The 15,105-nt window shown below is 60.1% G+C and carries 13 protein-coding genes; 3 read left to right on the forward strand and 10 right to left on the reverse strand.

The features are described from left to right. The first annotated feature begins 50 nt into the window (after positions 1-50). Positions 51-1,286, forward strand: coding sequence for an FAD-dependent monooxygenase (locus AB7C87_RS07880; protein WP_369728873.1), 1,236 nt, complete (start codon positions 51-53; stop codon positions 1,284-1,286). A 392-nt stretch (positions 1,287-1,678) separates the two neighbouring features. Here AB7C87_RS07880 and AB7C87_RS07890 read toward each other — a convergent pair whose 3' ends face one another. The 4 genes from AB7C87_RS07890 to AB7C87_RS07905 form a co-directional block, all read right to left on the reverse strand. After that, the gene (locus tag AB7C87_RS07890) at positions 1,679-2,437 is read right to left on the reverse strand and encodes an IclR family transcriptional regulator (RefSeq protein ID WP_369728875.1); all 759 of its coding nucleotides are present in this window, start codon (positions 2,435-2,437) and stop codon (positions 1,679-1,681) included. A gap of 567 nt (positions 2,438-3,004) precedes the next feature. Further along, positions 3,005-3,724, reverse strand: a complete 720-nt coding sequence (locus AB7C87_RS07895) for an ABC transporter ATP-binding protein (protein ID WP_369728876.1) — start codon at positions 3,722-3,724, stop codon at positions 3,005-3,007. After that, positions 3,725-4,501: an ABC transporter ATP-binding protein gene (locus AB7C87_RS07900; RefSeq protein WP_369728877.1), complete on the reverse strand. Its 777-nt coding sequence runs from the start codon at positions 4,499-4,501 to the stop codon at positions 3,725-3,727. It abuts the gene before it with no gap. Positions 4,502-4,512: 11 nt separating this feature from the next. Next, positions 4,513-5,568: a branched-chain amino acid ABC transporter permease gene (locus AB7C87_RS07905; protein WP_369728878.1), complete on the reverse strand. Its 1,056-nt coding sequence runs from the start codon at positions 5,566-5,568 to the stop codon at positions 4,513-4,515. 299 nt (positions 5,569-5,867) lie between these two features. On the opposite strand from AB7C87_RS07905, the gene AB7C87_RS07910 reads away from it, so the two are divergent. Then, positions 5,868-7,115: an ABC transporter substrate-binding protein gene (locus AB7C87_RS07910; protein ID WP_369728879.1), complete on the forward strand. Its 1,248-nt coding sequence runs from the start codon at positions 5,868-5,870 to the stop codon at positions 7,113-7,115. Positions 7,116-7,118: 3 nt separating this feature from the next. Beyond that, entirely contained in the window at positions 7,119-7,976 is an 858-nt protein-coding gene (locus AB7C87_RS07915) for a branched-chain amino acid ABC transporter permease (RefSeq protein ID WP_369728880.1), read from the forward strand. A gap of 331 nt (positions 7,977-8,307) precedes the next feature. On the opposite strand, the gene AB7C87_RS07920 is transcribed toward AB7C87_RS07915, so the two are convergent. The 6 genes from AB7C87_RS07920 to AB7C87_RS07945 form a co-directional block, all read right to left on the reverse strand. Beyond that, positions 8,308-9,930, reverse strand: coding sequence for a long-chain fatty acid--CoA ligase (locus tag AB7C87_RS07920; protein ID WP_369728881.1), 1,623 nt, complete (start codon positions 9,928-9,930; stop codon positions 8,308-8,310). Continuing rightward, the gene (locus AB7C87_RS07925; RefSeq protein ID WP_369728882.1) at positions 9,927-10,442 is read right to left on the reverse strand and encodes a Zn-ribbon domain-containing OB-fold protein; all 516 of its coding nucleotides are present in this window, start codon (positions 10,440-10,442) and stop codon (positions 9,927-9,929) included. The genes AB7C87_RS07920 and AB7C87_RS07925 overlap by 4 nt, the downstream gene beginning before the upstream one ends. Positions 10,443-10,447: 5 nt before the next feature. After that, on the reverse strand, positions 10,448-11,644 hold the full coding sequence (locus tag AB7C87_RS07930) for a thiolase C-terminal domain-containing protein (protein WP_369728883.1): 1,197 nt from the start codon (positions 11,642-11,644) through the stop codon (positions 10,448-10,450). 1 nt (position 11,645) lies between these two features. Then, the gene (locus AB7C87_RS07935; protein WP_369728884.1) at positions 11,646-13,622 is read right to left on the reverse strand and encodes a 3-hydroxyacyl-CoA dehydrogenase/enoyl-CoA hydratase family protein; all 1,977 of its coding nucleotides are present in this window, start codon (positions 13,620-13,622) and stop codon (positions 11,646-11,648) included. A gap of 666 nt (positions 13,623-14,288) precedes the next feature. Further along, on the reverse strand, positions 14,289-14,612 hold the full coding sequence (locus tag AB7C87_RS07940; RefSeq protein ID WP_369728885.1) for a hypothetical protein: 324 nt from the start codon (positions 14,610-14,612) through the stop codon (positions 14,289-14,291). Positions 14,613-14,841: 229 nt separating this feature from the next. After that, positions 14,842-15,027: a hypothetical protein gene (locus AB7C87_RS07945; protein WP_369728886.1), complete on the reverse strand. Its 186-nt coding sequence runs from the start codon at positions 15,025-15,027 to the stop codon at positions 14,842-14,844. Positions 15,028-15,105: the final 78 nt, after the last annotated feature.

Below are 15,105 nucleotides of genomic sequence, written 5' to 3' on the forward strand. Positions count from 1 at the left end.
GTACATCACAACCACAAATATTATAATGCAGTGCCCTGTTAACCCGCCTCATGGACAGTGATACAGCCAATGTGCCGGTACTTGTAGCGGGTGCTGGGCCTGTCGGAATGACGACAGCACTCGCATTGTACGCACGCGGCGTCGAAACGACGATCCTCGAGGCAGAGCCGGAAGACCGCGACCGGTCCGGGAGCCGCGCGATTTACGTCCACGGGACGACGCTCCGGACGCTCGAGCGGATCCACTCAGAACTCGGAACCGATCTCGTCGACGAAGGACTCGTCTGGCCGACTCGACGAACGCTGTACAAGGGGACGGAAGTGTTCAACCGAACGTATGATTCGCCCGGTGGGTCGGGCGATATTCCCCACTTTACCAGCGTCCCACAGGTTATCACCGAGCAGTACATGCTCGACGCGCTTGCGAAAGTTGGAATCGACATCCACTGGGAATCCGAGGTCGTCACCGTTGACTCCTCGTCCAACGGCGTCCGCGTCGAGACCGCCGACGGACGAGAGTGGCAAACCGAGTACGTCGTCGGTGCCGACGGCGGCGGCTCGACAGTTCGCAAGGAAATCGGCGCGAACTTCGAGGGTGATCAGTCCGAGAACGCCTTCCTCATCGCCGACGTTGCGGACGAAGCGATCGACGACGACCACCCGGACCTCGAGCGAGTGTTTCACTACGACGCGCCCGAAGCCGACGGTCGCAACGTGTTGCTCGTTCCCTTCACTGGCGGCTGGCGATTGGATATCCAGTGTCTCGAAGAGGACGATCCCGAAGAACTCAGCAGCGACGGGCGGATGCGTGAGTTCGTCTGCGATATCATGGGTGAGGAGTACGAAGAGCAGTTGAAGTGGGTCTCCTCGTACTACTTCTTGCAGGTGATGGCGGATTCGTTCATCGACGATCACCGACGTGTGCTACTGGCCGGCGAAGCGGCACACTTGCTGGCGCCGTTTGGCGCTCGTGGGATGAACTCCGGTGTTGCAGACGCCGACGAGGCCGCGTCGGCGATTTCCGTGGCGCTCGACGCTCGAAGGGACGCAGTTGCTCGCGACGAGATCGAACTGTACGCTGCCCGACGCGAGACGGCCGCCGAGTATAATCTCACCGCCGCCGGGCAGGCTCTCGAATATCTCCAAGGTGAGGATCCGGTAACCGTCCTCCGAAAGGAAGTCGCCGCCTCATTAGCAGATCAGTTCGAGACTGCGGGTGAGTGGCTCGACGACGCTCCGTACGGGCCCCACGGGGCGCCGCCAATCGTCTCGACCGGAAACTACTAGCTACAGGGCTTGACGCGGTATTGTCGTTCGTGTTCGAACGAGGTCGAACTGCAGTTTCTCCGAGCTCGGTGGGACTCGAAGAATCAGGTACGTTCGCTCAGTGTATTGTGAGACATGCTGCATCGGGTGTAGCAGACAGCAGCCCCGTCAGAAACGGCATTCGAGGCCAACCGATTCAGACCCAATCCAGACGGTATCTCGGTGACGCAAGTGGGTTCGGCGTACACATCGAAGCGGTGTGCCAAGTGCGGATTCACCGACCACCCGGAAGGGTTTGACGCCGAGTCCACGCACAGGCCCCACCCTCAAAGCGCCGAAGGCGCTTAGGGCGAGGTAGTTGACACCGTAGCGAAGCAAAAGTGCGTGTCGGTCCACCGGTGTGGACGGTTGTGTCACGTTCCGTATCGGTACTTTATCGTAATCGAATCCACCATTCCCTCGAGTTTCTGCAGGAGTTCGTGCTGGTACGTCTCGTCCTTGATGCGTCCGGTCGGACAGACCACACCGGCCGAGCCCTTGAGCTGGCCGTTGATGATGATCGGCGCGCCGATCAGTCCCATTCCTTTGACCTGTTGGTCCCAGTCGACCGCGTACCCTTGCTCTCGAACCGTTTTCAGTTCCGCGCGTAGCGTCTCCTCGTTAGTGATCGTCTCCTCGGTTCGTCGCTCGAGTCCCTGGTCGATGATTTCATCGGCTCGGTCAGATGACAGGTGTGCGAGGATGGCTTTCCCTGTCGCGTTCGAGTGTAGAGGGGTGGTCATTCCCGAGTAAATGCCAAGTTCAAGTGAGCGATTCCCTGACTCGATGTGGAGGATAACTGAGCGGCCGTTTTTCTCGATCACGAGCGTCACGAGTTCGCCCGTTTCCATCGCGAGTTCCTGAAGTTTCGCTTCTGAGGCCTGAAAGAGGCTGCTTCGGTGTTTGATCCGCGACCCCGTGGTAAGAAAGCGGTGACTGAGCTGGTACTCGCCACCGTCGTTGACAACGTATCCGGTCTCTTGCAGCGTCCGCAAATAGACGTGGGCCGTGCTCTTCGGAATGTTCATCTGTGTCGCAACCTCAGAGGGACCCGCCCCGTTGACCTCCCAGAGTACGTTCAGTACGTCGAACGCACGCAACACCGAATTCATCGGGGGTGTGCCGTCGGTCATGGTCGAACCATCATTGTCAACAGTGATAAACCGTCCGATACTGTTAGACACAATTTCGCTTTCTGCGAACTGGCCCAGTCGATATCAGCCCCATCTATGATCGTTAGACGCTACTTCCCCGTCAAAAACGTTTGTCTCTGTGCTCCTATTACGAACGTACTGCTGTAATTCCCACGATGGACGATGCGGGCCCGACTAACGTGTCCCGAAATTAATAGGGATAGTCTGGCCAAGAATAGTAGACGGATTACACGACAGTCAGTACAGACCGACACTATCGGGGATAACCGCAAGCGAAACAAGCTGATTCAAACACCCCACTGAGTAATTGCAGCGCTCGAGGACCGATCCTCACCCGTCAACACAGAGTGATCGAGCCACCTAACAGACGGTTCGAAGCGACCGCGTCTACTAGTAATAGACGGGTGCGAACATCTTCGGTTCTGATACTCAAAACGGTGGCCCGGAAAGTCGATGCCAGTCCTGGCTATAGTAACAACTGCAACAATTTCCACACTGATCGCCGACTCGTCTGTCGATCAGGTGTGCAATGACGTGCAGTGGCGACTATAGCTTACCCCCAATATAGGATTCGACGAATTCGTCGGATTGAAGCGACTCTGTCGCCCCCGAGCGACGGACCGCACCGTTCTCGAGGAGGTAGAGCCGGTCAGCGTGTTCGAGCGCGAACGTGATGTTCTGCTCGCAGAGCAAAACCGTTACGTCAAGTTCAGTGATAGCGGTTAGCGCTTCGCTGATGTCTTCGAGGACGACTGGCGCGAGCCCGATGGATGGTTCGTCCAAAATCAAGAAGTCAGGGTCGCTCATCAGCCCCCTTCCAAGTGAGAGCATCTGCTGTTCGCCGCCACTCAGGCTTTCGGCTTCCTGAGACCGGCGCTCCTCTAGGCGCGGAAAGAGCGCGAAGACTTCCGCGAGACGCTCGTCCTCGCCGCCGTTGTTCAGGTACGAGCCGAGCCGGAGGTTCTGTTCGACGCTCATCTGGCCAAACAGGTCTCGGCGCTCGGTGCAGTAGAACAGGCCGTCTTCGACGAGCGTTTGCGTCGACGATCCTGCAATCTCTTGGCCGCGATAGGTGATCGAGCCCTCGTAGTCGAGAAAGCCGCTTATCGCATCGACGAGCGTCGACTTGCCGGCACCGTTCGGTCCGATCACACCGATGGTTTCGCCCGTCTGGACATCGATGTCGACACCGTTGAGCGCCGTCACCTTGCCGTACGAAACCGTGAGACCCGACACCGAAAGCAGTGAGTCACTCGAGTCAGCCATCTACAACTCACCTCCGAGGTACGCTTCCTGGACAGTCGGATCGTTTCGGATCTCATCCGGTGTGCCGTCAGCAATTTTCTCGCCGAAGGAAATAACGATGACGCGATCGACGAGATCGAGCAGGCCGTGCATGTTGTGATCGATCACGACCAGCGTCATGCCATCGTCACGAAGCGAGGTGAACAGTTCAGCAGTGCGTTCGATCTCCTCCGTCGTGAGTCCGGCGAACGGCTCATCGACCAGCAGCAGGTCCGGATCGGTCCCGAGCGCGCGCCCAATCTCGAGTCGGAGCAGCCCCGCGTGCGGGAGTTCGTCTGGCATCTGGGACGTGACGTCACCGAGGCCGACCTGCTCGCAGATTTCCCGTGACCGTTCGTCCGTGTCAGCGCGAAAGTCCGAACGCGAGAACAACGAGTTGGGGACCTGTGAGAGGGCAATGTTCTCGAGGACCGTCCGATCGTTCAGCGGCCGGAACGTCTGATACGTCCGTGCGATCCCCCCTTCGACGAGTTCGTGTTGTGGTCGTCCGGTCACGACCTCGCCGCGATAGTAGATCGTCCCGTCCGTCGGCGCCATCGTCCCTGAGACGCAGTCGAACGTGGTCGATTTGCCAGCTCCGTTCGGACCGATGAATCCGAGGATTTCCCCCTCGTGGACGGCAAACGAGAGGTCGTCTACTGCAGTGACGCTCCCGAACTGTTTCGTGACGTTCTCGAGTCGGAGAACGTCGTCCGTCTGTCCCTCGTCGCCGGTCGAATGGGTTGAATGGGTACTCATCATTACGTGTGTCAGGAGATCGGTTCAGTCTGTTCGGTTCGTCGCTGGGCGAGTTCGTGGCTCAGGTCCTCGAGCCATGGAAGTATCCCTCTCGGCAGGAAGAACAGAACCAGCAGTGCGAGGCTGAAAAACAGGACCATTGAGATGTGACCGACCGTGACGTCGAGCAGTGGGATTGTCAGACTACTGGTTTGGAGTGCGTCCCGGATAAAGTAGTAGGCGATGCCCGCCACTGCGGGGCCCGTGATCGTCCCCATTCCGCCGAGGATGCTGACGATAACGACCTCGATACTGACGACGATGTAGAGTAGTTCACCGACGCTAGGCTCGCCGACCGGTGTGTGGACGAACGCGGCCCCAGCCAGTCCACCGATGGTACCGCTCATCGTGAACGCGAACACCTTGAACTTCGCAACGTTGATGCCGGCGGATCGGACTGCGTCTTCATCCTCGTGGATCGCTGTGAAGATCGAGCCGATATACGAGCGTGTGAATACGTAAAAGAGTGCGTAGATGGCCAGAAACAGGAAGAGCGCGACATAGTAGTAGACAATTGTCTGGTGTTCAAACGGCGTCTCGAACCCAATCGCCGAGAGGACACTAATGGTATCGTCAACCGGAATTAGTCCCGCCGGACTCGGGAGCCCCGCATCTCCACCGAGAGTTCCAGGGAAGATATTCACGATTTGGACGAGCACGATTGGCGCGATCAACGTGATCAGTCCCAGATACGGCCCCTCAAGGCGAAGCGCCGGGTACCCGACGACGAGTCCTGCGATCCCGGCTGCGATTGTTCCGATTAGAATCCCCACCAGCGGACTAATTCCGAGTTCAAGATTGAGGACTGCCGCAGTATAGCCGCCGATGCCAAAGAACATGCTGTGACCGAAACTCAGCTGTCCCGTGTAACCGGAGACGTAATCCCAACTCATCGCGAACATGCCAAGAAACAGTGCTGCGGTGAGCTGTCTGAGCGTGAGTATCGGCATGAGTAGGGGTGCTGAAAGCAACCCGACTACGCATGCGATGCCGACGAGATATCGTGGTTCGAGATCTACCCGTGTCATGTAATCACTTACCTTCTACCGTATACCTCCGAACCCACCTCCATATATTTTTCTCCCTTCCCCGTGCACGATGTCTCTCTGCCAGCAACACCAGAACCGTAGCTGTCGACGGTATCGCTTTGCCCGATAGCTGGCACACGATAGCAGCTAAATCGTCTGTGCAGCGTTCGAGCTGCGGGGTGTCGCAGTCAATCTCGGCGAATTGCTGTCAGAATAACTTCAATAATTTTATCTGCTATTAGAAATACTCACTTCATATGCGTGGTAATCGCGTGCACAGCACGGACAGTGTGAGCCGAATGAGCAGACGGCAGTTCGTCGGACTCGCGGGAGCGGGTGCGGCCGTCTCATTTTCGGGGTGTGTTGGGGGATCAGACAACGGAGGCAGTGATGGCATCACAATCGGTCTCTTGGCGTTCGAGCCGGGCAGCGCACCGCAGGGGACCGCCCAGCAGCAGGCTGCCGAACTGGCCGTTTCCGACCTCAACGACGACGGCGGCGTCCTCGGCGAGGATGTCGAATTGCTCGAGTCGAATACACAGGGGTCGGCCTCGACTGCCAGTGATCGCTATTTGGAGTTCGTCACCGAGGAAAACGTCAATATTACGACCGGCGTGTTCCAGACGGAGGTGATGACCGGTCTCATGTCCGATATCGCCGATCACCAGACGATTCACATGAGCGGTGGTCACACCTCACCAACGATTGCCCAAATGCTCGCAGACGACTACGAGCAGTACAAGTACCAGTTCCGCCCGTACGGGAACGCCACCCACTGGATCGAATCGATTACGGACCTTGCTGGGCATATGCAAAACGAAGCCAACTGGGAACGAATCGCCATCCTCGCCGAGGAGTACGAGTGGACGCAGTCGTTCACCAATGAACTTCCCGATATGGTCGAGGATGCTGGCCTCGAGGTCGTGTACAACGATCGGTATCCATCCGATACGGAGAACTTCACGCCGCTGTTCGACGACCTCGAGGGCGAGGACGCAGACGCCGTCGTCATGGCCCAGGCCCACACCGCCGGGCCGGCGATGATCCAGTGGCGAGAAGAGGAACGCGAGTTCGCGATGTGCGGCCAGATCTCACAGATCGTCGATCCAGGATCGTACGAGGCGTTCGACGGTGACAATGAGTTCGCAATCAGTAACGCGCCCGCGGTCCACACCGCCGACCTCACCGATCAGACGGCTGACTTCGCGGAGCGATACAACGACGAGTTCGACGTCTACCCGAACGATGCCTTCTCGTATGCAACATACGACGGTCTCATGATGTGGGCCGAAGTCGTCGAACAGGAGGGCACGACGGATGCTGAGGACATCGTCCCGGCGCTGGCCGAGGCGTCCTACGAGGGCACGCGCGGCGTGATCGAGTTCAACGACCAAGACCACGAGTACCCACACGACGCGAAGTTCGGTGAGGACTACCTCCAGCGAATCAACTTCCAGTGGCAAGAACAGGATGGCGAGGGCATCCAGGAGGTCATCCATCCCGACGGGTTGGCTACTGCAGACTACCAAGAGCCGCCGTGGTTCTAATCTATGGTCGACATCGTTAGCATCGGTGCGAATACGGTCGTCCTCGGGTCACTGTACGCCCTCATCGCGATGGGGTTCACTCTCATCTTCGGCGTCGCCGGACAGGCAAACCTCGCACACGGCGGGACGATCACGATCGGGGCGTTTACCGCCTGGTACGTCGCCGGCCTCGGCGGTGGCGTCTGGATCGGACTGGCGGCGGCGACCGTCACGGGAGCGATCTTCCACGTCGTGTTGTACCGGGTGTTCGTTCGCCACATCGACAACCCGGTGAACGTGTTGATACTCACGCTGTTGGCTTGGTTCGTCGTCGAATACAGTTTTCTAGCGGCCATTGGATCCGAACCACGGTCGGTTCCATCGTTACTGAGCGGTACGACGTCGATCGTCGGCGTCTCGTTCCTGTACAACAACCTGTTGATATTCGCCCTCTCGTGGGTGTTCATCGGTGCGCTCTTTGGCTTCGTCAATTACACGAAGACCGGCCAAGCGATTATCGCCACCAGCATGAACGAGAGGGGTGCCGCACTGGTCGGGATCAAGACCGACGACATCACACTCTTGACGTGGGCGCTAGCCGGCTTCCTCGCGGGCTCCGCCGGTGTGCTCTACGGATCGTTCCGGGCCGCATCGTGGGATATGGGGATGACGCCGCTCGTTCTAGCGTTCGCAATCGTCATCCTCGGCGGCATCGGATCGATCCGCGGGAGCGTCATCGCCGCGTACATCATCGGCTTCCTCGAGGTGTTTACCATCTCCGCCATCTCGCCGCGACTCAGTGGGATGACGGCGCTCCTGGTGATCATCATCGTGTTGCTGGTCAAACCGACGGGGCTCTACGGTCGAGAGCTTCCCGGCTAAGATCTGTCGTTGCTTTTCGCTTCGATCAGGGGACCGAGGCGAGGATCGCTCGTCGACGCTGGTACACGGATGTCGAGGGGGCTGTCGTCCGTTTCGTCGAATCGCTCCCGTCCGGTAGTCGGCCCCCGATTTCGATACTGTCCCACGCGACCGACCGAAAGCGGGGCCGCTCGCGTCCCTCCCCATATGGAGCGGTTCTTCCGACAAAACCTCCGATAGAACCGAGAACGCGTTCTACGAATCAACGGTAGCGGACTCGTCGACTTTGCTGGGTACACGGAGAATCGAACTGAGATGGAGAGAGAGAGGAGTGATCAGCCCACTATCCGCGTTACTCGTCAATTGGCAGCCGTCCGTGCTCCGACGTGAACTGATCGCGCAGTACCTTCTTGTCAAACTTGCCGGTGGTCGTCTTCGGAATCGACTCGATGAAGACGAGTTGGTCCGGCAGCCACCACTTCGGAAACCGCTCTAAGAGGTGCGCTTTCAGTCCGTCTTCGGTGACGTCCTCGCGCTGGACGACGTAGGCGACCGGCCGCTCGTCCCACTTCTCGTGTTCGATGTTGATCACCGTCGCCTCCTCGACGGCGTCGTGGGCCATCAGCTCGTTCTCGAGTTCCAGCGAGGAGATCCATTCCCCGCCGCTCTTGATGACGTCGTCGAGTCGGTCGACGACCTCGAGGTAGCCGTACTCGTCGATCACGCCGACGTCGCCGGTCTTGAACCACCCGTCGTCGGTGAACACCTGTTGGGTCTCGTCGGGCCGGGCGTAGTACTCGTCGATGAGCCACGGCGAGCGCGCCTGGATCTCGCCGGTCGACTCACCGTCGTGCGGGACTGCCTCGCCGTTCGGGGCCCGCAGCCGGATCTGGACGCCGGGCGCGGGGAGGCCTGGTTTCATCTGCTGTTGGTAGCGCTCGCTCTCGGACAGTTCCTGCACCTCGGAGGTGGTCATCGTGTTGACGAGATGGGGCGCGGCCTCGGTCATGCCGTACCCCTGCTGGATCGGCGCGTCGATCTCCTTGTCGAACTTCTCCATGAGCCACTCCGGCGGCGACGTGCCGCCGATGAGGACCCGCTCCAGGCTCTCGAGTTCGACGTCGTCGCGCTCGTCGTAGAACTCGGCCATCTCGAGCCAGACCGTCGTCACCGCGGCGGTGACGGTCACGTTCTCCCGGTCGATGAGTGTCGCGATCTCCTCTGCGTCGGTCTTTGGCCCCGGTAAGACGAGTTTCGAACCGCACATCGTCGCGGTGTAGGGCAACCCCCAGGCGTTGACGTGGTACATCGGGACGACGGGCATCACGGTATCGTTCTCGCTGATCCCGAAGACGTCGACGTGACTGTGGGTGACGGTGTGGAGGTAGAGGTCCCGGTGGGAGTACGACGCCCCCTTCGGTAGCCCGGTCGTTCCGGACGTATAGCAGATCCCGGCCTCTCGGTCCTCGTCGAGCATTGGCCAGTCGTACTCGGTGTCCCGACCCTCGAGCAAGTCCTCGTAGCTGATGACCGGCTCGAGACTGGTCTCTGGGACATCGTCGTCGAGGATCACGTATTGCTCGACGGTTTCGAACTGGTCGGCGACGTTCTCGACGGTGTCGACGAAGGCGGGATCGACGAAGATGAGTTCGTCCTCGGCCTCGTTGACGATCTCGACTATGTGTTCGTCGGGGAGCATGTGGTTGGTCATGTGGATGCTCCGCCCGCTACAGGCGAGCCCGAAGTACAGTTCGAAGTGGCGGTGGTGGTTGATCGCCATCACCGACAGACGCGCACCCGGATCGACGCCGAGGTCGTCCAGCGCGTTGGCGAGTCGGCAGATCCGGTCGTACGCGTCGTCGTACGTGTACCGGTGGGTCGTTCCGTCGGGTTCTTCCGAGACGATTTCCTTGTGGCCGAACAGATCCGTGGCCCGTTTGAGCATGACCTGCAGTGTGAGTTCGTACGCTTTCATTCGTTTTCACCGTCGTTCACGTTTCGGGGTTTGAATCGGTAGAATACCCGTTCCTGATCGGTCGGCCCGTCGATCTCGACGATCTTCAGTTCGACCGAATCGCCGATCCCGAGGTCGGCGTAGGAGGCGTCGTCGATCCGGGCCGACAGTTTGACCGGGCCGAGGTCGACGACCCCGACGACGAACGGGACCTCGTGTTCGCTCAGTCCCAGCGGGAGGCCGCCCCGGACCTCCGAGAAGGCGAATAGCTCTCCCTCGTGGGGCAGATCGACGTACTCGAGGTCGTCTCCCGTACACTCCGGGCAGACGATCCGCGGCGGGTAGTGAATCGCCTCGCAGTCGCGACACCGCGTCGTCGTCAACCGGCCATCACGGAGGTTGTGGTAGAACTCGTGAATCTTCGTGTGGTCGTCGGTCTGTCGCTCGTAGAAATCGAGCAGTCGCGGGAGCTCGATCTCCTCGGGAACCGAGACGCGATCGCGCGCTCCCTCGTCGCCGTCTGAATCGGTCATGTTTGTCATTGTGGATCACGGTCTAAGACCATGACGCTATGGACCGAGCCGCTCCCGCTCAGGTTGTGGATGAGGCCGGTCGTCGCGTCCGATACCTGTCTTTCTGTCGATACCGCTCCCTGGAACTGCAGGGTGACCTCGAGAGCCTGCGAGATGCCCGTCGCGCCCAGTGGGTGGCCACAGCCAAGTAGCCCACCGCGGGGGTTGACGGCAACGTCGCCGTCGAGGTGACTGCGGCCGTCCTCGATGAACTGTCCGCCCTCGCCGCGCTCGGCGAAGCCCAGTTCCTCGTACTCGATAATCTCGCTGATCGAGAAGCAGTCGTGAATCTCGGCGATATCGATCTCCTCGAGTGGGTCTTCGATACCGGCCTGCTCGTAGGCGTTCTGTGATGCCGTTCGAGCCTGTGGCCAGCCCGAAAAGGAGGGAAGGTTGTTGATCGAGTTGCCCGCCATCGACGACTGCCCGCTGCCCGTGATCCAGGCCGGGGTGTCGGTGACCTCGCGGGCTTTCTCCTCGCTCATCAAGATCACGCCCGCCGCGCCGTCCGTGATGCCGCTGCAGTCATAGAGGTGCAACGGCGGCGCGATTTCTGGCGACTCCGTGACGTCCTCCGGTTCGATCTCCGTCTGGAACTGCGCGAAGTCGGTCCTCGCGGCGTTGCTCTTGTTTTTCGCCGCGACGAGGGAGAGCTGCTCGCGGGTGGTTCCGTGCGCGTGCATGTGTCGTTGGGCGTACCAGGCGAAAAACGGTGGTGCGGAGAGCCCGTTGACGCCGTCGAACTCACGGTCTAACACGTTCGCCATCGACCCCTGCATCTCCGGCATGTAGTCGCGGCCGAGGTTCATCTTCTCGACGCCGAGGACGAGCGTGGCGTCCAGTTGCCCGGCGGCGATAGCTAGCCAGGCATATCGCAGCGCGGCCTGCCCGCTTGCACACGCCAGTTCGGTCCGCGCGATCATCTCGGTGACCTCGATGCCGAGCAGTTCGGCCACCATCGGCGCGACGTGAGACTGGTAGGCGAACCGTTCGGGCTGTACTGCGCCGACGAACAGCCCCTCGATATCCTCGGGGCCGACGCCTGGAACGGCGTCGAACGTCGCTTTCCCGCCCTCCTGAGCGAGATCTTTCCAGGTCGCGTCCCGGACACCCCAGTCGGCGTGACCGCCGCCGACGATCGCCACGTTTCGATTTGTCGCCATCTCACTCACCTTTGAACTCCGGCCTGCGGTCCTCTCGGAACGCCGTCACGCCCTCGAGCATGTCGTCGGTCGTTGTCAGCACCGCGAACGCCTGTTTCTCTATCGCTAGGGCCGTCTCGAGGCTGGCTTCCGGGCCGTCCTGGATGACCTGCTTGGCGGCTTTGAGTGCGATCGGCGGCCCCGAAACCAGATCGTCGACGATGTCGTCGACGGTGTCTTCGAGGTCGGCGGCGGGAACGGCGTGGTTGACGATACCCCACCCTTCGGCCTGCTCGCCGTCGAACTGCATGGCGCGGTAGATCATCTCTTTCGTCCGCGCTTCTCCGACGAGGCGGACGAGCCGCTGGGTCGCGCCACCGCCGGGGATCACACCGAGGTTCGTCTCTGGCGTTCCAATTGTCGCGTCCTCCGTCGCGACGCGGATATCACAGGCGAGTGCGAGTTCGATGCCTGCACCGAGACAAAAGCCGTGAATCTTCGCGACCGTCGGCCGATCGAACTCGTAGATGGTCTGGAACATCTCGTCGACGTCCATGATCTCGGCCGGATCGTCAGCGGTGAAGCCGGTGATATCTGCACCGGAGCTAAACGCCCGGCCGGCCCCCTCGAAGACGACACAGGAGACCTCTTCGACGTCGACGTCTTTTAGCAGTCGGTCGATCTCCATGAACATGTCGTCGGACATCGAGTTCATCCGCTCCTGGCGGTCGAGTTCGATCGTGAGGACCCCGTCATCGTCGATGTCCCAGTTGATGTAGTGGGTGGGCGGATCGACCCGGTAGTCGAAGAACCCCTTCCCGGCGTCCTCGCCGGTCCAGCCCTCCTCGACGAGTTCGACGAGATAGTCGGCCGGCTCGTAGCGCTCAGCGCCGTACTCCTCGTACAGCGACTCGAGTCGTTCGAGGACGATATCGAGTCCGAGGCGGTCACCACGCCGGCACATTCCCTCGGGGAAGCTGCCGCCGAGTCGGAGTCCGATATCGATCTCCTCGGGCGTGGCGACGTCGTTGCCGACGAGCCAGGCCGCCTTGTTGATCATCACCGCCTCGGTCCGGAGCGTCTCGTAGTTGCCGGCGTCCTCGGGTTGGTAGTCGACGCCGTCGCCGTCTGCTTGAGACGTCTCCGACGTCTCTCCGTCCCCATAGTCATAGAACCCCCTACCGCTTTTCCGGCCGAGATCGTCGTTCTCGACGTTCTCTTCGATGGCTGGGGGGACGGGCTGGCCGGACTCATCGCGGAAGTGGTAGGCGATGTCGATTCCACCGAAGTCGTTGAGTTCGAACGGCCCCATCGGATAGCCCCGCTCGTAGACCATCGCGGAATCGGCCTCCTGGACCGTCGTCTCGTCGTTCGAGAGCATCCAGGCTGCTTCCTCCATGAACGGGACGAGAACCGTGTTGACGACGAAGCCGTGGACGTCCTTGCGGACGTAGATCGGTCGCTTGTCGACCGACTCGGCCCACTCGTAGGCGAGTTTGGCCGTCTCGTCCGTCGTCGCCTCGCCGTAGGTCACTTCGACGAGATCCATCTTCACCGGCGGATTGAAGAAGTGCATGCCGACGACCTGTTCCGGACGGTCGGTCGCCGCCGCGATGTCGGAGATCGAGAGACTCGAGGTGTTCGACGCCAAGATTGCGTGGTCGGGCGCGTGCTCGTCGGCCGTCGAGAAGGTGTCTTCTTTGATCTCGAGTTGTTCGGGAACGGCTTCGATCACGAGGTCAGCGTCTGCGACGGCGTCAGCGAGGTGCGTCGTCGTGGTGATCCGCTCGAGGACTGCCTCGGCGGATTCCTCGATTCGGCCCTTTGCTTCGAGTTTCTCGAGGCTCCACTCGATGTCGTCGTAGCCCTCCTGGACGAACTCTTCTTCGATGTCCCGCATCGTCACATCGTAGCCACCGATCGCGGCAATCTCCGCGATACCGTGGCCCATACTACCGGCCCCAAGTACTGCTACTCGTTGCACTGTGTCAACCTTCATCACGAAATCATCCGTTATTGTGTCACATATATCTTTGGAAGACCCCACGTGTGCGGGCGAGTTCTTGTTCGTCTCCAACCCGAAACAAGTAGCGAGCCGTTCGGTGGTGCATTCGCTAGACGGACACCGACTCGTTCCGTAACTGGGACACGAATTTCAGGACGTGTTGTCACAAGGTGCGTACCGAATCTGGAACGGGGAAGTCGCACAACGGGAGCGTGGTCACACCGTATACTCTGAGTGATTGTGGTTCCGACTCGAGGCTTCCGACCTGCTATCGACAAGCGTCTCGAGTTCGTCGTTCGTCTCGGTCGCCACGAGAAGGTCCTCGACGGCCTTGTTGGTCGTCTCGCTGATCCGCTCTTGAACGCGCTTGCGTTCCTCGCACTATCGGCAAGTTCCGTGACGACGCTTACGTACTCGAACGCGCCACCGACCTCGCCGAGATCGGTGTCGTCGCCGATCTCCTCGGGATCGATGAGGGGGAGTGGGAGCCATGTACTCTCTGTTGTCAGACGGGTACGACGCATCTAACGGCAGCGCTACCGAGAACGGCTGGTGCCGCTGGTTGCACGCTTTCCATACTGATACCGATCGATGGAAGCTGCTCCCAGGTCGGGGGTGCCGGTCAAAACGTTCCAGTCCGACCGTGTGCGACCGACCACATCAGGCGAGGTCCAGTTTCTTCGCCACCCAGTGGTCGCGAGCGGCCATCACCAGCGCCTCCTCGTCCGCGAACTCGGTCCGCGTGGCGACGAATTCGTCCCACTCGCCGTCCGTGACTGTCTCGAGTTCGACGGTTGAGCCGGCATCGCTTGGACTGGCCGCGATCAGTTCGTCGAAACTCTCGAAGTCGGTCCGTTCGCCGATGAAGTCTTCATCAAAGACCTCGGCGAGGGGAATCTCTTTGTCTCGATCATACACGTCTTCGGCGCTCGGGAGGTCGTCTCGCTTCGCTGTTGCATCCTCGAGATTCGTTTCGAGTACCATAGGATTAGTCGTGGGGGCGAGTACGTAAATCCATGCCATTTCACGAACCGATTGTGGCGGCCCGTCATACGAACTGCTGTAGTCACGTACCGCTGGTCGCCGATCCCGGTGCTGGCGATTAACGGCACATATAGTAACAACTGGAACTGTTTACGCATTGATCGCATAGCAGTCGTGCGATCAGGTGTGCACTGACTTCCAGTGGCGACTATAGTCTCAGCAATCCGTATCAGTCTGCGGGGTGGCTGATCTGGGCGTCAAACACTTTTCCCGAGGGAAAGACGCTTCGGCAGTCTTCACAGACCATCTGGCCCTGAATTGCGTACTCCCAGAGCTTGCCACCGCAGTCCAGACAGTCGAAGTGGGCTCTGACGAATGGGTCCTCCTCGGCGTACGGATTGTCGAACTCAGCCATACGTATTGGTTTGACGACAGTCTATAAGAGTATTACCCACGAGACGCCGAACGCGTCGACTCGCGTCGACTCACACCC

This window comes from Natrarchaeobius versutus, assembly GCF_041205745.1.
In the GTDB taxonomy this organism is placed as follows: domain Archaea; phylum Halobacteriota; class Halobacteria; order Halobacteriales; family Natrialbaceae; genus Natrarchaeobius; species Natrarchaeobius versutus.